This is a genomic window from Paenibacillus sp. J31P190 (assembly GCF_059692075.1).
The window spans coordinates 167,807-187,250 of the sequence record NZ_JCAUAS010000012.1 but is presented as its reverse complement, the minus strand read 5'-3'; the positions used below and the strand labels follow the sequence as shown (position 1 = coordinate 187,250).

The window sequence follows — 19,444 nt, the reverse complement described above, 5'->3', positions numbered from 1 at the left end:
TTACGCCCCCTATACAAGATTTGGGTTATCATCATGTTTAGGCGATGCAGGCATCACCATGATCATTTTAGTTCCCTGCTCAGCCATACTTTCAATCCTCAGTCCATAATTCTCCCCATAAACCATTTGAATCCGGCGATGAACGTTCAGCACACCAATACCGCCTTTTTTACCTGCTTCATCGATTTCAGCATCTGCCAGTCTGTTGGTGCTCAACTTCTCTTGGAGCTGCGTAAGTTGTGTCTCCGACATTCCTGAACCATTATCTTCTACGCTGATCCAGAAGATTCCATCCTTTATCCCTCCGTCGATTCGGACGAAATGATAATCTTCCAATCCTTCCGGAAAGGCATGCTGGAACACATTTTCAACCAGAGGCTGAAGAGTCAGCCGAACCATGACATGAAGCAAATATTCGGGCTTAATCGCAACATCAATCTCAAACTCCCGGCCAATTCTATGCCTCAGCACGACCAGATAATACAAAACGTGCTTCAACTCGTTCGCAACCGTTATTTCCTCCAAATTCGTTTGGACCGAGTATCGCAGCATATAAGCCAGTGCCTTAACGATTTCGGATATCTCCTCTGAATCCTGAATCGTGGCATAGCAGATAATCGTCTCCAGTGTGTTGTACATAAAATGAGGATTGATTTGCAGTTGAAGAGATTGAAACTCAGCCTTCTGCCGTTCCATCCGAATTTCTGAATTGCTTAATTCGACCTGAACCACGCGATCAACCGCTTCAGATAGCCGTTTGACCATCAGATTATAGCGAACCATGAGTTCGACAATTTCGTCCCTGTGAGAGGGGAGTGGAATCGTGGCCCAATTCCCTTTCTCCGTCTCTCTCATCCCGGATTTGAGTACTTGAATCGGCTTGGTAATCGACCTACCGAATCTATAAGCAAGTAAGATTGCTAAGACTAGTGTAAATAATCCGACTACAAGCGTTGTTGAACGGATGTTAGCCACCGGTTTACGCAGTTCATGAAGCGGCATGGAGACAACAAGCTGCCAACCCGAATAATCGGATGTGCGGCTTAGATACATGCGCTGATCCCCCTCACTGCTGTCAACGAAGGAAGAAGTCCCAGCCTCTTGCAGCTTCTCCACGAACTCTTTTGGAACATCTGAACCGACTTTTTTTCCATCTGGATGATAGATATAACGACCTTTTTCATCCATGATAAACAGGTACCCGTATTTACCTAAATCAATCCCTTTCCATAGGGCAGATAAATCAGCGGATCTCATCTCAATGGCGAGCAAGCCATTCAATTCAGGCGAGGTGAAGCCTCGAATACGGCGGGCTAGCGTGAGCATTTGATTCTCTTGACCTTCAATAATGGTGTGGTTCAAAATACTCAATTTTCCGTCAGGCGTTGTATTGGCGAGAAAATATTCCCGCTGTTTTCGTTTATCCTCCGCATTGAAGGATTGCTCATTCACACCATTATAGTAATAGACTGCATTCAGCTTATCGCTGAGCAAATACACAGAAGCTAATTTAGGATTGCGAATAAATAACGGATCGACGCTCGTTTCGAGAATCATTTTCCGATACGTAAAAAAGTCATATTCCTCCCGATTCGCCTTCAGATCAATAAACTCCATAACCTGCCTGTTCGTCAAAATAGAGACAATGGAGCGCTCATAGTCTTTCAAATACAGATCCGTATGATGAACCGCGTTTCCGACGATTTGATTCATTTGGTTCTCGACCATTTCTGCTAATTCATCGGAAGATGTCATATAAGAGAAAATACCGACACTGCTAAGAGAAAGAATAATGACAATTAGAAAATAGACGAATAGCTTTTTCGTTAAACCTCTAATTTTCATTTGATACCGAGCCCTGCGCGATATTCAGAAGGCGAAACGCCAACAATTTTTTTGAAGGTTTTCGTAAAATGGGGGTAATCGTCATACCCGACATCTGCGGCTACATCCACGATTCGGACATAAGGGATAGCCAGCATTTCCTTCGCCTTCGTCATCCTTTTTTTGATCCGGTACTGAACAAAGGTCTCATTCGTTACTTTTTTAAAAAGCGAGCTGAAATAGGTAGGTGTCAATCCGACCATCGCAGCCACTTGATCCAGCGAAATGTCTTCTGACAATCGGCTGTCGATAAAGCCTTTGGCCTCTTCCATTGGATCTTTGAAGCTGCCGCTTCGAACGTCTTGTAGTCCTTTCGCCATTTGAACCAAACCCTTCTCAAACGCTTCGAGGGCTTCCTTCACACTATCCGCCTGCAAGTGGGCTTGCACAGAGGAAGGGGAGAAATTGCGGACTTGAAAGCGTTTGACAAGAAGCGCATTACAATCGTCCAATAGCTCCTTCAGCTGGGCCAACGATAAATTGGCAGATAGGCAGTATTCACGCCACCGGCTGATTAAGCTGTTTAGTTCCTCCATTTGCAAGGCCCATATTTGCTGTTCCATTTGATCGATCCACTCGATATAACGGGAAGGCGGCATATAGCTGCGTGATGGCTTTTTGATCAATTGATCCAACATGCCATGCACATCCGATTTGGTAACCGGTTTCAGCATATAGTGCCGAACACCATAATTCATGCTTTTTTGGGCATATTCAAAGTCACTATAACCGGATATCACAACGGTCTTAATCTGAGGAAATTCCTCATGAATGATTCTGCAGAGCTCCAATCCGTCCATTTTGGGCATGCGAACATCCGTCAACACAAGATCAGGTTCGCAGGCGCGAATCCGCTCTAAAGCAGCCACACCGTTCTCAGCCGTCTGTATTTTCGAGAAAGAAGGCACATACATTTCCGCCATCTTTACCATTCCTCTGCGAATGACAGGTTCATCGTCTACAATCAGTACATGCATGTCCAGACCTCCCCCATGTTTCTCAGAATCGCTATCCAATTATGATAACTCACGGTTATAGGTTCTACAACGGATGGAATTACAAACGCGTTTGTGCGAAACGCCATGTGACGGAATTGAAAGATGTCGGTTCCCCGTCCGTCCCTATGAGTTCACCGGAGTAGACGCCAGCTGCATTTTGCGTGACTGCCGCCTTCCACCAGCCGAACTTACCTTGTTCATAATCGAACGATTCCCCGTCATCATCATACAGATTTCCTTCACCAATCCTATCACCGAAATGAACCAGTTCAAGCGGAACACGCGTGCCTAAGGGAGGGACATGCGATAGAGCAGGCATCATCGGAATGACGGACCCGCTTCTAACAAATACCGGAATTCGCTCCAAGCCTGCTTGAACGCGAATGATGCATCCACCGGTATAACGTTCCCCTGTCTCCAATCCATACCAGATTCCGGACGGTAGTAGGACCTCCCGCTCAGACTCTCCTTCAACCAGTGGAGCTACTAACAATGCATCGCCGAACATGTATTGGTCATCCCACTCTCTTACTTTTTTCTTGCCGTAAGCAGCATCTGTCGTATTCAAGGTTTGCTCAGCTGCTTCGGCATACATCGCCTCGGCTTCTGCGATTTCTGATGCGGACATAACGAATGGCATTGCGCGGAAAGGAGGAATCCCCTGCTCTCGGTAAGTGGCGAAAGCCGTATACAAATAAGGCAGCAATCTCATCCGCAGCTTAATATAATGGCGGACAGTTCCTTCCACTTCAGGGAAAGACCAAGGCTTCGTTCCATCTCCCCATGCATTCAGCATCGCAAGTGGCGAGAAACATACCGTTTGCATCCGCCGTACCCAATCCTCGGCATTTCGGGCTCTGCGAACCTCCGGTGTCCACAGCAGCCCGCTGAAGGAGGAGTTGCATAGACCACGAATAAATTGTTTATGATCATAGAGATCCGAATAGAGGACATAAGGCATCGTTGAGGCTGCAGCGTTCGAAGCTCTAACAAGTCCGTACGTTCTCCGATTTTTGCTGCGGAACAGATCAGCCGTCATTTTTTGGAACATCAACCCGTACATTTGTCTCATCTGCTCCCCATCCAGACCGGATGGAAACTGAGCATGACCTGGAAACATCCAAGAATTGTTGGTCAAGTCACTGCCGTCACATTCATCCAGCTTATAACCGGATACTCCGATATTGACATGCTGCTCTTCATGCTGCTTCTTATAAAGCTCCACAGCTGCTGGCAGCGAATAATCCGGCGCAAGCCCGCCCCATACCGAATGACTCCCCGAAAGCGGCTTCAGTTCCTCGTACAGCGCACTCTTTGGCGACACGAAGGGATGCTCCCACAGGTTCACCCGAAAGCCGCTTTGGTCCAAAGCTTTCACGAATTTTTCGGGCTCGGGGAATCGGCTTTTCTCCCATTCGTAACTGACTGGGTAGCTTTGACTGTGCCAACCGGGTTCGAGCCCGATCACATCACAGGGAATATCATGCAGGCGGAACTGCTCCGCTTCTTCAAGCACTTGCTGATCCGTATACAGCGTCGGTACACGGTGCCAGAAGCCAAGTCCCCACTTCGGAGGAAGTAGGCCGCCACCGCAAAATAAATTATATCTAGCAACCACATCCGAAAGGGTTGGACCGCCAAATACATACACGTCTGCACCTTCGACAGGAATCCGGATCTCTACCCGCGATGCGACTAGTGTTGCCTTCCATCCCTTATCGGTGTTGCGATCACGAATATCCTCGCTTTGAGTTTCCTCCTGCCTCATGGTTGACCCGCAGTACAGCGTAACGATCCGTGAAGTATCCACCAAAACACCATACCCGAGATCGCTTACGTAAAAAGGTACAGGGGCATGCGTCTCGCCCGTATCCTGCTTGGGATCGCTGTTCACACGCAAATAACGGTTTCTTCCCCGTTGATTCATTCTTAATAATTGCAGGCCTGTACCATAAAGCTTTTCTGTACGATCAAGCGGAATAGACAGAATAAGACAGCCACTTGCTTCCTCGAGCTGAATACTTTCCCAAGCAAAAGGCGGCTGTACTTGCGGCATTTGCTGCATAGCCTCGGCTTTCGGCGAAACGCCCATCAAGGAGAGCGGTGTAATTCCTTGCGGTTCTCCGATCGTAAGGCGCCATACGCCTGGCGCCGATTGCTGCCAATTCGTTATTTGCATGCTAGTTTCCCCATTCCCATTCATCTATAGAGTTGGAACCTCAATGGCCTTCGTTTGACCGGATTCACTTGCCAGCTTCGCGTAATGAACAAGCGCTTGGGTTTTCAAATAGTCCCTGCCGCTTGTTTCCGCTTCGCGTCCCTCCTGAAGTGACGCCAAAAACTCAGCCAGTGTATCCGTTTCATCCACCCCGCTAATATCATCAACGAGTAAGACCTCTCCGTCCCGAATTAGGCGAATTTCCTTATCTACCACTTCCATAGCGCCTTTGGTTCCTTCAATTCGCCAATTGCCGCTCCATGGTGTCTCTGTCCCTCTTGCAGCGATGGATGCATTGTAGGCTGCAGTGATACCATTGTCCATTTCAAGGAAGGCATAGGCATTAATAATCGCCCCTTCCTCTTCCCACGCGCCAATTGGATTGTAGAGCTTGGCCTGGACCGATTTCCCTTCTCTTCCGGTTAAATAACGGATCATATCCAAGTGATGTACGCCAATATCATCCAGGATACTAACGGTATATCTCCGCTGCACGTGGTGGTATCTGTAGAACTGTATATCCAGCGAGGAAAGTCTGCCAATGGCACCCTCGTCTATTAGCTGTTTCATTTTACGAATATAAGGCATCCTGCGGTAATTTTCTGCGATCATAAAAGGGATGTGTTCCCGAGCAGCGCGAGCTACGACCTCAATGGATTCCTCATAATCAAAAGAAATCGGTTTTTCACACAAAACAGCCAGCTTACGGTCAAACGCCGCATGATTCACAGCTGTGTGCATCATCGGGGAAGTCACATTGACAAGAAAATTCGCCTGCTCGTTTTGCAAAGCTTCTTCTAATGAGGTGTAGAAAGGAAACGGATCCTCCTGCATCTTCTCTTTCATGGCCCTATCAACCTCAACAACGGCTGCTAATAATCCTTGATCTCTTAGTCGTTTATACCAACTGAAACCAGCAGATCCCAAACCAACCAGTATAGCTTTCATATGTAAACTACCTCCCTAAGGCTTCAATGGAATAACCATATTCCAAGTGTTCTCTGCGTTACGAAATCCCCCGGGACCGTCGGCTGCGGCAGCGAACAGGTGCGTCGGTTTTCCGTCATGAAATAACAGAAAAGGCCGTTCAAGATTGCCCATCGTCTGCTCCGTTCCATCATCCCAAAGAACCGTACGAGAATAGGCCTTTGGCGTCTCTGACAATTGCCATTTCAACCCGTCTGGAGAGATAGCATGAATGCCTCCATGTCTTTCCCCGCAAAGCGTCCCCTCCATATCCTTGGCTAACAGCTCATACCCTTCCTGCGTCTTCCAAATGAATGGATCCTCAATATGAAATTGATCCGGAGGAAAAATGGGCTCCTCTGTTAATACGCGATAGGGTCCTTGGTAGCTGTCTGCTGCAGCTGCCCCGATCGTCATTTTCCCATGAAGATTACCTTCATATTGACGGGCTTTGTAGACAAGCAGTACGGAACCGTCTTCCTGTAAGCAAGGAGCTGGATTGGAGGTCAAGTAGCTATCGAACCGGTTTGGCCGCACGGGGAGTATCGGCTTCTCGCTTCTTTCCCAAGGCCCGAAAACACTGTTCGCCATAGCAAGACCCACTCGCTTATTGGAACGTGCAACGATGCATCGCGGGTCCTCCAACCCGAATCCATCACCGGCGACCACATCAGGCAGCGGATGAGTTGAACCCATATAGTAGAGAAGATACTTATCTCCGAATTTGGTGATATGTGGATTATGCGTGCTGCGCCCGTCCCAATATTGGGCTCCTCTAGCAGGTAAGACGACCTCTTGAAACGTATATGGACCCTCCGGGGTATCCGAAACCGCCCGCACGATTTCTGAAGCAACCAGCCAACCAGGATGCATAGGCAGCGATTTGGGCCAACGAGAAGCAAACATATGATAGCGTTCATCTTCTCCCCGAATAACCGAACCGCACCACACCCAATAACCTTCCATCCGAAAACCGCCTCCGCGAGGCGCGGGCAGCATACGTTCTGCGATACTTTCCATTCAGACACTCACCTCTCGATTGATTTGTTGCCTTCATTATAGGAGATTATTCGCCCAAGTAGAACGGACAAACTTAAGATAACATGTGTTTTTTTACGAATTAATACATGAAAAACATCCCTCCGCAGAATACTTCTGCGTGAGGGATGCCTCTTTTGAAAAACCGTTTATTTCGTATCGATCTTTATCGCGCCTTGCTTCTTGTTCCAACGCTCAGTCGCTTCTTTAATAATTTCATTGCCGCCTTTGGCTTTATACTCTTCGATCACCTTCGGCCAATCGGTGATTGGTTCTTTGCCGTAAATCATTTTGATCATGTGATCGATAATGATTTTCGGACCTACGTCAGGCTGAGGAGCGGCAAGATCCGGAAATTTAGCGAAGCTGCTCAAATCAGGATAGAATCCGATACCAGCCAATCCTTCCTTCGATAGAACCTCATCGAATGCTTTCAGGGTCGCTTTTCCATCTTCGTTCAGCAGCAGTCTTGGTTTATTGTAAGTGGAGTCATGCACCGCCCACATCGTTCCGCTGCGGAACCCTTCTTCATCTGTTTCTTCCTTCGTCGTCGGGAATTTATAAGTAATTTTGCCGCTGCTGTCCTTGGTGTAGGTATCGCCTTCAATTCCGAAGGTAAAGAAAGTTTCAGCTTCCGGAGTAACCATCCAATCAAACATTTTAATAATTCCCGCAGCTGTTTCTTGCTTCACATTTTTATTAATGAAGAAGGAACGAATGACAGGTGCATAATAGAAATATCCGCCTTTACCTTCCGGACCTTTAGGTGAAGGAATAATATCAATTTTCGCTCCAGGAACAGCTTGTTGGGCCTTCGTACGGTAACCTGGCAATCCTGAAGCATTTTGCGACCAGATTCCCGCTTTGCCCGACTCAATGCTTTTCGTAAAATCGGTAGAAGTGATGGTTGCAAATTCCTTAGGAATCAATCCTTCGTCATACATCGTTTTGTACGTGGTGAGTGCCTTCTGAACATTTTCTACATCGAAAAATTTCGGGACTACTTGACCATTTACCAATTCAAATTGATCCTTGTAAGGCAAAACATCGAAAGCTCCTAGGATAACGTCCGCATACTTGAAGTTTTCCCTCATTTGATATGGATTCTCTACGCCCATCTTCTTAAAGGCCCGCAGCACATTCAGAAATTCGTCTACGGTTTTAGGAGCTTGAAGCCCAGCCTTCTCCAGTAAATCCGTACGAATGTACGTGGAACGACGAGATGGATTGCTCAAAAATTCAGGAACACCATAAATCTTCCCTTCATACGAAACACTATCCCAAGCTGCTTTGGGCACCACTTTTAACAAATTCGGCCCATTCTGCTTCAAAAGCTCGTCCAGCGGCATGAAAACACCGTTCTCTACAGAACCGGACATCGACTTACTGCCAGGACCACCAATACTGCCGACAACGTCGGGAATATCGTTACTTGCGAACATAACGCCGAATTTAGCATCCTCCACAACCTTCACGTCCAAATCCGTATTCGTTAACTCCTCAAGCTTCAATATCCATTTATCCTTGTTCAAATCAGGTACTCGGGTATGGTATCCCGTACTGACAGTCGTTGGATAGAGCAGGGAGAATTTGACCGGTGCTTTCTTCACGTTGCCCGAAGGCTGTGGTGAAGCATTTCCCGCTACCTTTCCATCCGAAGAACATGCAGTTAATGCAGAAGCTGTCATCATGACAGCCAGGGTAAGACTGATTGTTTTTTTCATATAAACACCCCTTCTTTCCATTTCAAAGTGCAAGCGGTTTCACGACTCTGTATGTATCATATCGAAAAGTTGGCGTTTCCTGTATGTATAATTTTAAGACGCTATGTCGTTTTATACGATTAAACTAAGACGATTCTGAACACGAAATACAGATAAACAGGTGGTCAAATCCATAGATAAGTGATTTCGGACATATAAGCTGCAAATCTGATGATCGCGAGGAACGAGGATCCGCTATTTCGTTGATTATACTGATACGGGGACGGTACGCGGAACGTGGAGGCGCTATTTTGGCGTTTTACCGGGTTTTACACCTCGAAAGCGGGAAATAGAGGCTCCTCGTTCCGCGAAAACGTAAAATACGTCGTTTTGAGTAAAATAAGGTATCTACGTTCCGGTAAACTGGTGACGCCAGGTGCGGGCTGAGTTTGGGATACAGATAGAAGACTATTGATTCGGCTTATCGGTGATAGGACTTGAGTTGTGCTCCATTATCGGAGCGAATAGTAAACAGCTGAATGCGAGGGCAGGTAGATAGTCAAGAATATGTTCATTGTGGGTGAACACTTATTGTTTGGCTACTTGGCGAAGGAGCGGCTATGGTGGAGAAGCGACACGAAATAGACGGTTGAGTGCTCCTAAAAAAACAAAAAACTGCCCGCTCACGGGACAGTTTTTATCGACTGCTATTACGGTCTCTTACCCAAAAAAAGCACGCCTTTTTTATTGTTATAACGGTCCGTCGCTTCTTTAATGATCTCGTTGCCGCCTTTGGTTTTATACTCTTCAATGACTTTTGGCCAGTCGGAAATCGGTTCCTTGCCGTAAATCATTTTAATCATATGATCCATAATAATTTTTGGCCCAGCATCCGAACCTGGTGAAGCGGCATCCGGGTACTTGGCATCGGCCTCCAAATTAGGAGAAAAACCAATACCCGATAAGCCTTCTTTTGCTAAAATATTGTCAAATGCATTCAAAATATAAGGTCCGTTAGGATCCGTTTGCATTTTCAGACGGTTAACCGTACTTTCATGGGAGGAGTGCAGCGTACCACGGTGATCCTGTTCCTCTTGTTCTTCTTTGTTGGTCGGTTCCTTATACTTCACTTTACCGTCAACGATCGTATACGTATCGCCTTCAATACCGAAAGTAAAGAACTTGAATGCTTCCTCTGACGTCATCCAGTCGAAATATTTAACGATTTCTGCGGCCGTTTCAGGCTTCACGTTTTTGTTGATGTAATGTGCGCCAATGACTGGCTGATACATCAGATATCCGCCTTTGCCATCCGGTCCCTTCGGTGAAGCGATAACATCAATCTTGGCGTCTTTCACCGCATTCGGAATGTTCGTCCGGAAATCATTCAAGCTGACTAAGTTGGAGGACCAGATACCAACATCGCCGTTGCGGATATTTTTTAACCAATCGGTCGAAGTTGTTGTCGCGAACTCTTTGGCCATCAAACCTTCATCAAACATGGTCTTGATCACGTTAAGCGCTTTGGTCATATTTTCCACGTCAAAAAACTTCGGCACAACTTGACCGTTTACAAACTCGAATTGTTCTTTATAAGGCAGCACATCAAATGCACCCAGAACGGTGTCGGCATATTTCAAATTCTCACGAGCACCATATGGATATTTAACACCCATTGCCTTAAACTTTCGGAGTACATTCAGGAATTCATCGATTGTTTTAGGTGGCTGTAATCCTGCCTTTTCAAGTAGATCGGTACGAATAAACGTAGCACGTCTAGAAGGATTCTCTAACCAGTTGGGGATACCATAAATCTTCCCATTATAAGATACGGCGTCCCACGCTTCCTTTGGTACTGTTTTCATTAAATTGGGGGCATTCTGTTTCAGCAAGTCATCCAGTGGTAAGAACATTCCTGCTTCTACGGAACCTGACATCGCTTTATCTGTCGCTGTGCCCAAGCTGCCTACCACATCTGGAATGTCATTGCTAGCGAACAAAACGCCCATCTTGCTTACTTCCGTTACTCTCAGCGTAAGATCTGTATTCGTCAGCTCTTCTAACTTCTTCACCCATTTGTCATTGTTGATGTCAACACGTGTGTGGTATCCAGTGTTAGTCGTGGTCGGATATGAAATAGAAAACTTGGTCGGTGCCTTTTTTGCCGCTGTTGTGACTGATGACGGCGTTGCTTGCCCCTGATCGGTTTTTCCCGTTGAACAGCCTGCTAAAGTACCGAGAGACCATATAGCGACGAGCGCGACACTTGTAACTTTTTTCAAAAGAACCCCTTCTTTCCAAAAGTTATGAATGGACTTTCCATTCAAAGCATACACAGGATACTGAAATTAGAAGATTGGTGAATTTTTACGATATACTGTTGTTTTTTGTGATTTGCGAAATCATTAGGATTTCACTGAACCTACCATCATCCCTTGGATAAAGTGCTTCTGCAGGAACGGATATACACAAAGGATGGGGATTGTAGCCACGACAATGACTGCCATCTTAATCCCTTCAGGTGATAGTAATAGCATTAATTCCGAAGAAACGTCCGATTGCCCCATTTGATCTGTAAATACAATTTCTCTTAGCCGCACTTGCAGCGGAATCCAATTGCGATGATCGATATAAAACACAGCCTCTGCATAACGGTTCCAATGACCCACTGCGTACATGATGCCCATTGTAGCCATTGCAGGTTTCGATAGAGGCAGTACAATATTCCACAATATCCGAAACTCGCCGCACCCGTCAATTCTTGCCGAATCCAGCAGCTCCGTCGGTAAGTTTAGGAAAAATGATCGCATAACGAATAAATTAAACGCGCTTATCGCCATTGGAAGCATTAAAGCCCAAAGTGTATTAAGAAGCCCTAACTGTTTCACTAACAAATAATTCGGAATTAACGGTGCGCTGAAAATAAGGGTAAACAGCACCATCACCAGAATCGATTTACGGAACAAATATTCAGGTCTAGATAAAGGATAAGCTAGCGTTGTTGTCATAAACAGGTTGATTAAGGTGCCAAAAACCGTAATTATGACACTATTCCGAAACCCAATCCATATCGTCGGGTCCTGTAAAATAAGTTTATAGCTTCCCAGTGTGAAGCCAACTGGCCACAGTGATACCTTCCCCGCATTAATGGCCGTGTTATTGCTTAATGACTGCGCAATAATGTGAATAAGGGGAAGCACCATGCTCAATCCAATCATACCTAGCAAAATGATGTTGAATATATTAAAAATTTTATGGCCTCTTGTCATAATCATAGCGATTCACCTCCTATCTCCTTCCGTATCAGTACAAACCTTCTCCGGTCAACTTTTTACTAAACGTATTACTTATCATGATTAACATAAGACCCACAACCGACTTAAACAAACCAATCGCGGTCGTGTAGCTGTATTGACGATCAACAAGCCCTGCTCGGTACACAAACGTATCAATAATCTCCCCATTCTCATTGTTAAGCGGGTTAAGAAATACAAAGACGCGTTCGAAACCGAAATCGAGAAAATTACCGATATGCAGCAGGAATAAAATGACAATTGTTGGCAAAATACTCGGAATCGTGATGGAGAACACTTGACGAATCCGGCTGGCTCCATCGATTTGTGAAGCTTCATACAGATCGGGATTGATACCAGCAATCGCAGCCAAATAGATGATGGTTCCCCATCCGCTATCCTTCCACACCCCGGAGCTGATTAGAATGGTCCGAATATAGGTATTTTCGCCTAAGAAATAAATAGGTTCGATATTAAATAAGGATAGCAAATGATTGACGATTCCCGTGGATGGCGATAATACCCCTACGACAACTCCGCCTACGATAACCCATGACAGGAAATGCGGCATATAGACTACGGTTTGAACAATCCGCTTATACATCATCACTCGCACTTCATTGATGAGAAGGGCTAGAATGATCGGAACTGGAAAAGCGAAGCACATATCGTAAATACCGATTAATATCGTATTTTTCAAAATTTGAAGGAAATCCGTATACTCGAACATTCGTTGGAAATGTTCCAAACCAACCCATTTACTTCCTTTAATACCTTTGAAAATGTTGTAGTTTTGAAACGCGATGACGGAGCCAAATAACGGGATATATTTAAAAAGTAAGAAATAAATAATTCCCGGTAATGAGATCACGTAAATCGGCCAATGTTTTCGCACAAAAGCCCATTTCTGACTCTGCGATGAGAATTCGTAAACCGTTCGATCGGATGGCTGTATTTTACTGGCCATGGTTTCCTCCCCTTCTTGTATGCTGCTTCAATTTGTCTTCTTCATCTTACTTGGGTTGTCCGGAGGTAGCGATGGTGAAACTTATAGCTCTTTGTGTTTTTTTACGATTGGAAATCAGAATCAACGAGCGATGCCATAGCGCTTCGCTGCACTTCCGTACAACCAATTCTCTGCAACAAATAAGGCCGTATCATGATCGATCCAGCCAGCTTCGAGTTGCCCCCACAGGAAATCGCTCACAATCCGTTTGACAAGTAAAATCTTGCCGTAGCTCCATTCCATACAGCGGGCATCGGATACGATGAGCGAGCTTTTGATTGCCGGAAGCGCTTCTAGCCGGTACTGCATACTATCCCGGTATGTACTCGCCCGAAAGTTAAACCACCAATGTCCGCCCACATGAACATTCGGAAAATTCCATGCCGCTTGCACAATATCCAGATTGTTGAGCTCCGAAGCCACCACAAGCTCGAAGGTACAGGCATAAGCTTCAAACAAAGCAGATAGCTTCAAGATACGGGCCGGGTCATTGACCGGGGTGGCTGTTCCACACCAGGAACGTTCCACGCCGAGAAATAACTGAATGAGAAGTCCTCTCTGCTCAGCAGCAGCACCTAATTCGTGCAGAAGCATCATTAATATCTCATCCTTCGTGCTGCCTTGCCCGATCACAACCTTGCGATTCGCTCTGGCTTCATAGCTTGGCAATGTCGTCATGATGCCCACGTAACCGGCTTCCTTGTACTCGTCGAGTAGTTGCTTAAGCTTCTCACGCGCTTGAGCGAATGCCTCAGCCGGGTTATGCGACAACTCAACTTCTTTCACCCACCCGCCCAATTTCCCGTCAATTCGCGGGATCAGTATGGCATTCTCTCGCATGCCTTGGAACTCCGCATGATCGGCTATATTAACGACGAATCTGCGAACGTTCATCCGATCTGCGATCTCTTGCGCCCACGTAGCGCTTTGCGCGGTCTGTTTGACAGCTTCATCAGCTTTCCGTACTGAGGAAGCGTCGCTGATCACAATGCCATATAGATTTTTGAAAATTTGGGTCAACACCACATTCATCATCGTGTTTCTTGATCCATGGTAAGCTTCCAAAAAGGCAGCGATTCGTATGTCTTCCGGGAGCTCCATGGCATTCGCCGGATAGCCTGCAGCCTGCAGCTCGCGAAACAACCAGAAATAATGCGCAATTTCCCAGAAGTCGCTTGCACATAGACGATCCCCCACAAGGTGGGTGTGAGTATCCAAAACAGGCAGCTGCATGATCCGTTCCTCAAACGCTTCCTTACCGTGTTTCATCTCCATATTCGTTCCTTTTCCTCCTTCTATAACATCTATGTCCTGATGGTACAATGGTTGCTCCATCTGTTCCATGGGATAACTTCCACTGGGTTGTGATTTTTTATGATGGCTTCCGGTTTATCACTCGCTCGGATAGATACCAATCCGCTATCATCTCGTCTGTAATGATGAAATTTATCGTTACAGACACGATTTCACTACACCTTGCATCTGTAACGATGAAAAATATCTTTACAGCTTTGTGTACTGCCTGTATGTTGTTGCAGGCTTTTCAACACTATGAATATGAATTGGCTACATCCATTTCAAAAAAAATAAACCGCCCTAAGGAGGTTTCCTTTAGGCGGTTTGTCTTAAAGCTAGTTGACTTCACAGTCAATCATGACGTGTATGGTATCTCCTTTATGTTCATTCCTCAATTGGAATGCCCGGGCGACTTCCGCGAGGGGAACGACGTGAGTAATCATTTCCTCCGTGTTAACTAATCCGTCAAGGACCAGCCTCAGCCCTTCTTCAAAGTAGCGTCGGTTGTCGATGTCCCGCTTAGGTTCCGTAGAAAGGATATCCAACCGTTTTTTGTGAACCTTGAAGAAATCAACCGGCTTGTGACAGGTGCCGATGCACCCGTACATCACAATACGTCCGTTCTGCGCTGCTGCATTAATTGCGTCTACCATCCCCGCTCCTTCCAGAAGACAAGGAATGACCACGTCAAACCCGTCCGGGAAGTCTGCTCCAACGATATCCATGGTATCCGCATGTTCATGGGGGATTTTATACGTATGGGTGGCGCCATATTTACGAGCAAGAGCCAGCTTCTCATCAAACAAATCCGTTACGACCAAATTTCTCGGACTAAACATATTGATCACTTGAGTCATCACTAGACCGCTGACGCCTTGCCCAGTAATCAGCACGTTCTTATTAGGGGAAATGTCCCCGAGCTCCGCTGCATGAATGATGCCCGGGAGCACTTCAATCAGTGAACCCTCGATTAACGGCAGGTCTTTCGGCAGAACCTTAAGAGAAAACGGGGTGCAGCATACATATTCGGCAAACGCGCCCCAAACATACCGCAAAGCTACATGATCGCCTTCCTTGACACCAATCACATTAGGGCCGATCTTATCAATAACCCCTGCAACTTCATGTCCTAGCCTGGTAGGGTACGAAATAAATTCAGGCTCGCGCGCACCACGGAATACCTCAACGTCACTTCCACAAATACCGACCCACTTGACCTTGACGCGTACTTCGCCTTCCTTGGGTTCTGGAATCAAAGCCCGTTTGACACTAATCTCTCCGATAGCGTCCATAACCGCACACATCTGCGTTCCGGGACCATCATAATCTACCAATTCCATAGGAGGAACGGACATTTTTCTTACCATCTGAGTATTTCTCCTTCCGATATCTAAGGACTCTGCAACCTGTTAGGCCATAACTTCCCACATTTTCTCGGTTACTTCATACGTCGTCTTTTCTTCCCGCAGGCTTCTGATGATGTCTTCGACTACTTCCTCCATCAGCGCAAGATGGCCTTGTACAGAGGCTCCGGCAATATGCGGAGATAGAAGGACATTCGGCAGCGACCGGATAGGATGATCCACAGCAAGAGGCTCCTTCTCAAACACATCAAGTGCAGCAAAGAATCGTCCGCTTTGAAGCCCTTCCATAAATGCCTGCTCATCCACCACAGGACCTCTGGAAGAGTTAATGAAGACCGCACCATCCGGAATAAGTGCCAACAATTCACGGGTCAGCATTCTTTCGGTAGCGGGAAGCTTCGGCGCGTGCACCGAAATAATGGGGCAGCTCATAACTTCCTCTAATGTAGCCCTCTTAGCATTCAACCGGGCTGCCGCTTCTTCCGTCAAATAGGGATCGTAAATGAGCACATTGACTTGAAACGGCGCAAGCAGCTTGATAAAAGCACGAGCAGTAGAACTAGCTGAAATGATGCCGACCGTGCTGCCGGTAAGCTCCCTACCCTTCAACCCGGCAATCTTCCATTTCCCTTCCCGCATCGTGGAATCGAAAGCAGGCAAATACCGCAGAGATGTAAGAAGTGCCGCCAAGCAATATTCCCCTACGCTTTGTGCGATCCTCGGAGCTGCGGAGAATACTTTGATTCCACGAGAGAAAATCTGCTTCGGAACAAGGTTCTTCACAGTTCCGGCCGCATGGCCAATGGCTCTTAGCTTGACGGCCTTCTCTAGCATTTCGTCGGTCAGGCTAGGAGAGCCCCAACTGGAAATAATCACTTCAGCATCCGCAACCAGCGCTGATAACTCTTCTTGTGTATAGTCGCGTCCGTTCTCATTCCACACCGGTTCGAAATAGTCATTTATTTTCGCGCGGCACGCCTCCGAACATACTTCGTCCAAACGCGATTGCGGTGAAAGCACCAAGGCTTTTAACTTCATTGCAAAAGTCCTCCTTCGTTTTCCCCTCAAGGATTAAAGCTGTACAACTTGACCGGTACGCATCGATTCGAAGCAACCATCAATGACTTTCATCACCTGGATGATTTCTCGGCCTGAAGCCAGAGGCTGACGTCCTTCTCGTATAGCGCCCACAAATTCCTCAAGCTGCCATGTGAAATTAGCGAAAGTGGTCTCACACGTTTCCAGTTTCTCTCCATTCAAACTAAGCTCGTATTCGTCTTTCAAGTGCAGCAAGCCGTTCGAGCCAATTAAATATCGGTCGTAAATGCTATTCTGAGTGGACCATATACGCTTTCCTGTAAGACCATCTTCATCCGTCCGGCGGCAGCCCGCGTTGAACGACATCCACACATTCGCCATCCGGCCTTCGCCAAAATTCATGGAAATGGCGACTTCATCTTCACCCGTCCAATTCGGATTGTTAGAATGTCCTTGCGCATAGACCGACAGTGGGGCTCTGCCGTAAGCCCATAGCATATAGTCAAGAATATGGCTCCCCCAAAGCGGAATAATAAATCCGCCGATTTTCGACTCGTCCTTCCACCAATCTGCTGCCGGCTTATCCATATGCGCCAGAAGCATTGCGTTGATATTGATCAAATCGCCGATAGCCTTCATTCTCACCTGACGGATCGATTCCATCACCGGTTTATAAAAACGGCGGCTTTGCCCGATCATTAAGGTGACGTTATTGGCTTCCGCAGCCTCTGCCATCTCCTCTGCTTCCTGCACATTCATCGCCATTGGCTTTTCAACCAGCACATGCTTGCCTGCGCGAAGCGCCTTAATCGAATATTCCGCGTGAATATCATGCGGAAGAAGCAGCAGGAAAGCGTCGATATCCGGATCATTGACCGCATCATCATAGGAAGTATAGGTTTTCACCCCTTCCCACTTTTCGGCTTCCGACCGCAATTTACCTTCATCGCGGGTTACAAGCGCAACCAGCTCAATTTGTTCAGCCAGCTCTCGTACAGCCGGAAGATGGGACTTCGATACGCGTCCCAATCCGACAACTGCCAATCGCAATTTTTGCAGCATGGGTCTCCCAACTCCTTCTCTCTGTTTATTTCCCACTTTTTCTATTCTGGAAGGCCTGGTTGAACTCATCGATCATCTTCATATAATTGGCGTCCGCTTTGAAAGACTTCACCATCGCATCCCAAGATTCAATCGGTTCTTTACCCATGATCACTTTAATTTTCATATCGTCCATCTTCTTCTTGAAGTCCGGTCCCATTTTCAAATCGATATCGGACAATAAACCGAACGCTACATCCGCAACACCGTACTTTGATCGTTCGTCAATGATTTTTTTGTTGCGTTCGAAGATGGCTTTCGGCATACCTACGCGGTAGGCCCATAGGTATGGATCATATCTTTCGAATATTTTACCGAACGAGCTTTGCGAAACACTATCTTTAACTGCTTGCTCTGTTGCCGTTTTGAAGCCGTCTACTACCTTAAAGTGGACATCCTTAAGGCCATAGCAGGCCAATTCAAAGCCTTCTTCCGATGCACCGTAATCCATCAAAGCTAATATTTTCTTCATCTTGGCTTCAGGGACTGTTTTCGGGATCACGTATAGTCCAGAAACGCCAGTATTTGTGTGAACCATTTTACCGTTCGGGCCTTCAAGATAAGTCATAGCAACAAAGTCGGCTTTTGGATCAAGCTTTTGTGCGCCTTCTGTTGAACGATACACACCTTCCGTGGTATCCGCTTGGACGCCGACTTTACCTGCTTTTGCCATGTTTTCAAAGTCGGTGGTTTTCAAAACAGCGAAGTCTTCAGGCAATATTTTATCTTTGTACATCTTGTTCAGATAAATAAGTCCGTCTCTTGTTCCCTGTTCCAGATCCGTGTCAACCAGCTTGCCCCCCACTTCTTTCCATTTACCGTTGCTTTTGTTGAAAATATCAATAACCCTTTCCCAGTTCTTGCCGTTATAACCATATGTGTCTGCCTTGCCATTCTTGTCAGGATCTTTATCTACAAATGCCTTTAAAGCTGTATAGAACTCATCCATGGTGTTAGGCATTTTCAGCCCAACATTATCCAGCCAATCTTGGCGGATATTGAAGAAGTTGCCTCCTTGGAGCGGACGTACCGACGGCAAGATATATTGTTTGCCATTGATTTTCGTAATGTCCATAATTTCTTTCGGATAAGCCGACAAGTTTTTATAATCCTTCAAATAAGGCGTCAAATCCCAAAAAGCGCCTTGTTTAATCATGGTGATCGCCTGAGTTTGTTTAAAGTCCTTGATCTTCATCAAATCAGGCATGTCGCCCGATGCCAGCATAACGTTTTGCTTCTCTTCCCACGCGTTTGGAGATGCCCAAGTAATATTCAGTTTGGTATTCGTGCGCTTCTCGAATTCCTTCGTAACCGGATTATCAGCTGCCGGAGGTTCAGGTGTACTAAACTCTGTGAAAATGCTGATTTCCGTTGGTTTACCACTGTCAGCCGTAGCGGCTGTACCTGTTGTTGAAACTGGCGTTGAACTGCCGCCGGAACAAGCCGACAAAGCCGAAGCGACCATAATCAATGCTAGAGATGCAGGCACCGCTTTAGATGTAATGACCCTTCCTATTTCTTTCATACTAACCCTCCTCA

The 19,444-nt window shown here is 46.4% G+C and carries 14 protein-coding genes; all 14 read right to left on the bottom strand.

What is annotated here, in order from left to right; all coding sequences use genetic code 11:
- Positions 1-9 precede the first annotated feature (9 nt).
- Positions 10-1,845, bottom strand: coding sequence for a cache domain-containing sensor histidine kinase (locus tag AC58U0_RS21420; protein ID WP_497381005.1), 1,836 nt, complete (start codon positions 1,843-1,845; stop codon positions 10-12).
- Positions 1,842-2,861 carry a response regulator transcription factor gene (locus tag AC58U0_RS21415; RefSeq protein ID WP_497381004.1) on the bottom strand — a complete coding sequence of 340 codons (1,020 nt, stop codon included), beginning with the start codon at positions 2,859-2,861 and terminating at the stop codon, positions 1,842-1,844. The genes AC58U0_RS21420 and AC58U0_RS21415 overlap by 4 nt, the downstream gene beginning before the upstream one ends.
- A 79-nt stretch (positions 2,862-2,940) precedes the next feature.
- Positions 2,941-5,061: a TIM-barrel domain-containing protein gene (locus AC58U0_RS21410; RefSeq protein ID WP_497381003.1), complete on the bottom strand. Its 2,121-nt coding sequence runs from the start codon at positions 5,059-5,061 to the stop codon at positions 2,941-2,943.
- A 24-nt stretch (positions 5,062-5,085) separates the two neighbouring features.
- Positions 5,086-6,048 carry a Gfo/Idh/MocA family protein gene (locus AC58U0_RS21405; RefSeq protein WP_497381001.1) on the bottom strand — a complete coding sequence of 321 codons (963 nt, stop codon included), beginning with the start codon at positions 6,046-6,048 and terminating at the stop codon, positions 5,086-5,088.
- A gap of 15 nt (positions 6,049-6,063) precedes the next feature.
- On the bottom strand, positions 6,064-7,086 hold the full coding sequence (locus AC58U0_RS21400) for a glycoside hydrolase family protein (RefSeq protein ID WP_497381000.1): 1,023 nt from the start codon (positions 7,084-7,086) through the stop codon (positions 6,064-6,066).
- Between the two features lie 167 nt (positions 7,087-7,253).
- Positions 7,254-8,828 (bottom strand): extracellular solute-binding protein, encoded by a 1,575-nt coding sequence (locus tag AC58U0_RS21395; protein ID WP_497380999.1) that lies wholly within the window; start codon positions 8,826-8,828, stop codon positions 7,254-7,256.
- A 689-nt stretch (positions 8,829-9,517) separates the two neighbouring features.
- Positions 9,518-11,089, bottom strand: coding sequence for an extracellular solute-binding protein (locus AC58U0_RS21390; protein ID WP_497380998.1), 1,572 nt, complete (start codon positions 11,087-11,089; stop codon positions 9,518-9,520).
- Positions 11,090-11,212: 123 nt separating this feature from the next.
- A complete protein-coding gene (locus tag AC58U0_RS21385) occupies positions 11,213-12,082 on the bottom strand; it encodes a carbohydrate ABC transporter permease (RefSeq protein WP_497380996.1) in 870 nt (289 codons plus the stop codon).
- A gap of 28 nt (positions 12,083-12,110) precedes the next feature.
- Positions 12,111-13,067, bottom strand: coding sequence for an ABC transporter permease (locus AC58U0_RS21380; protein WP_497380995.1), 957 nt, complete (start codon positions 13,065-13,067; stop codon positions 12,111-12,113).
- 120 nt (positions 13,068-13,187) lie between these two features.
- Complete coding sequence (locus AC58U0_RS21375) at positions 13,188-14,450, bottom strand: glucuronate isomerase (RefSeq protein WP_497380994.1); 1,263 nt, start codon at positions 14,448-14,450, stop codon at positions 13,188-13,190.
- Between the two features lie 287 nt (positions 14,451-14,737).
- Positions 14,738-15,769 (bottom strand): zinc-dependent alcohol dehydrogenase, encoded by a 1,032-nt coding sequence (locus AC58U0_RS21370; protein WP_497380993.1) that lies wholly within the window; start codon positions 15,767-15,769, stop codon positions 14,738-14,740.
- A gap of 42 nt (positions 15,770-15,811) precedes the next feature.
- Positions 15,812-16,804: a hydroxyacid dehydrogenase gene (locus tag AC58U0_RS21365; protein WP_497380992.1), complete on the bottom strand. Its 993-nt coding sequence runs from the start codon at positions 16,802-16,804 to the stop codon at positions 15,812-15,814.
- 33 nt (positions 16,805-16,837) lie between these two features.
- On the bottom strand, positions 16,838-17,866 hold the full coding sequence (locus AC58U0_RS21360; protein WP_497380991.1) for a Gfo/Idh/MocA family protein: 1,029 nt from the start codon (positions 17,864-17,866) through the stop codon (positions 16,838-16,840).
- A 25-nt stretch (positions 17,867-17,891) separates the two neighbouring features.
- Entirely contained in the window at positions 17,892-19,430 is a 1,539-nt protein-coding gene (locus AC58U0_RS21355; protein ID WP_497380990.1) for a type 2 periplasmic-binding domain-containing protein, read from the bottom strand.
- Positions 19,431-19,444 lie beyond the last annotated feature (14 nt).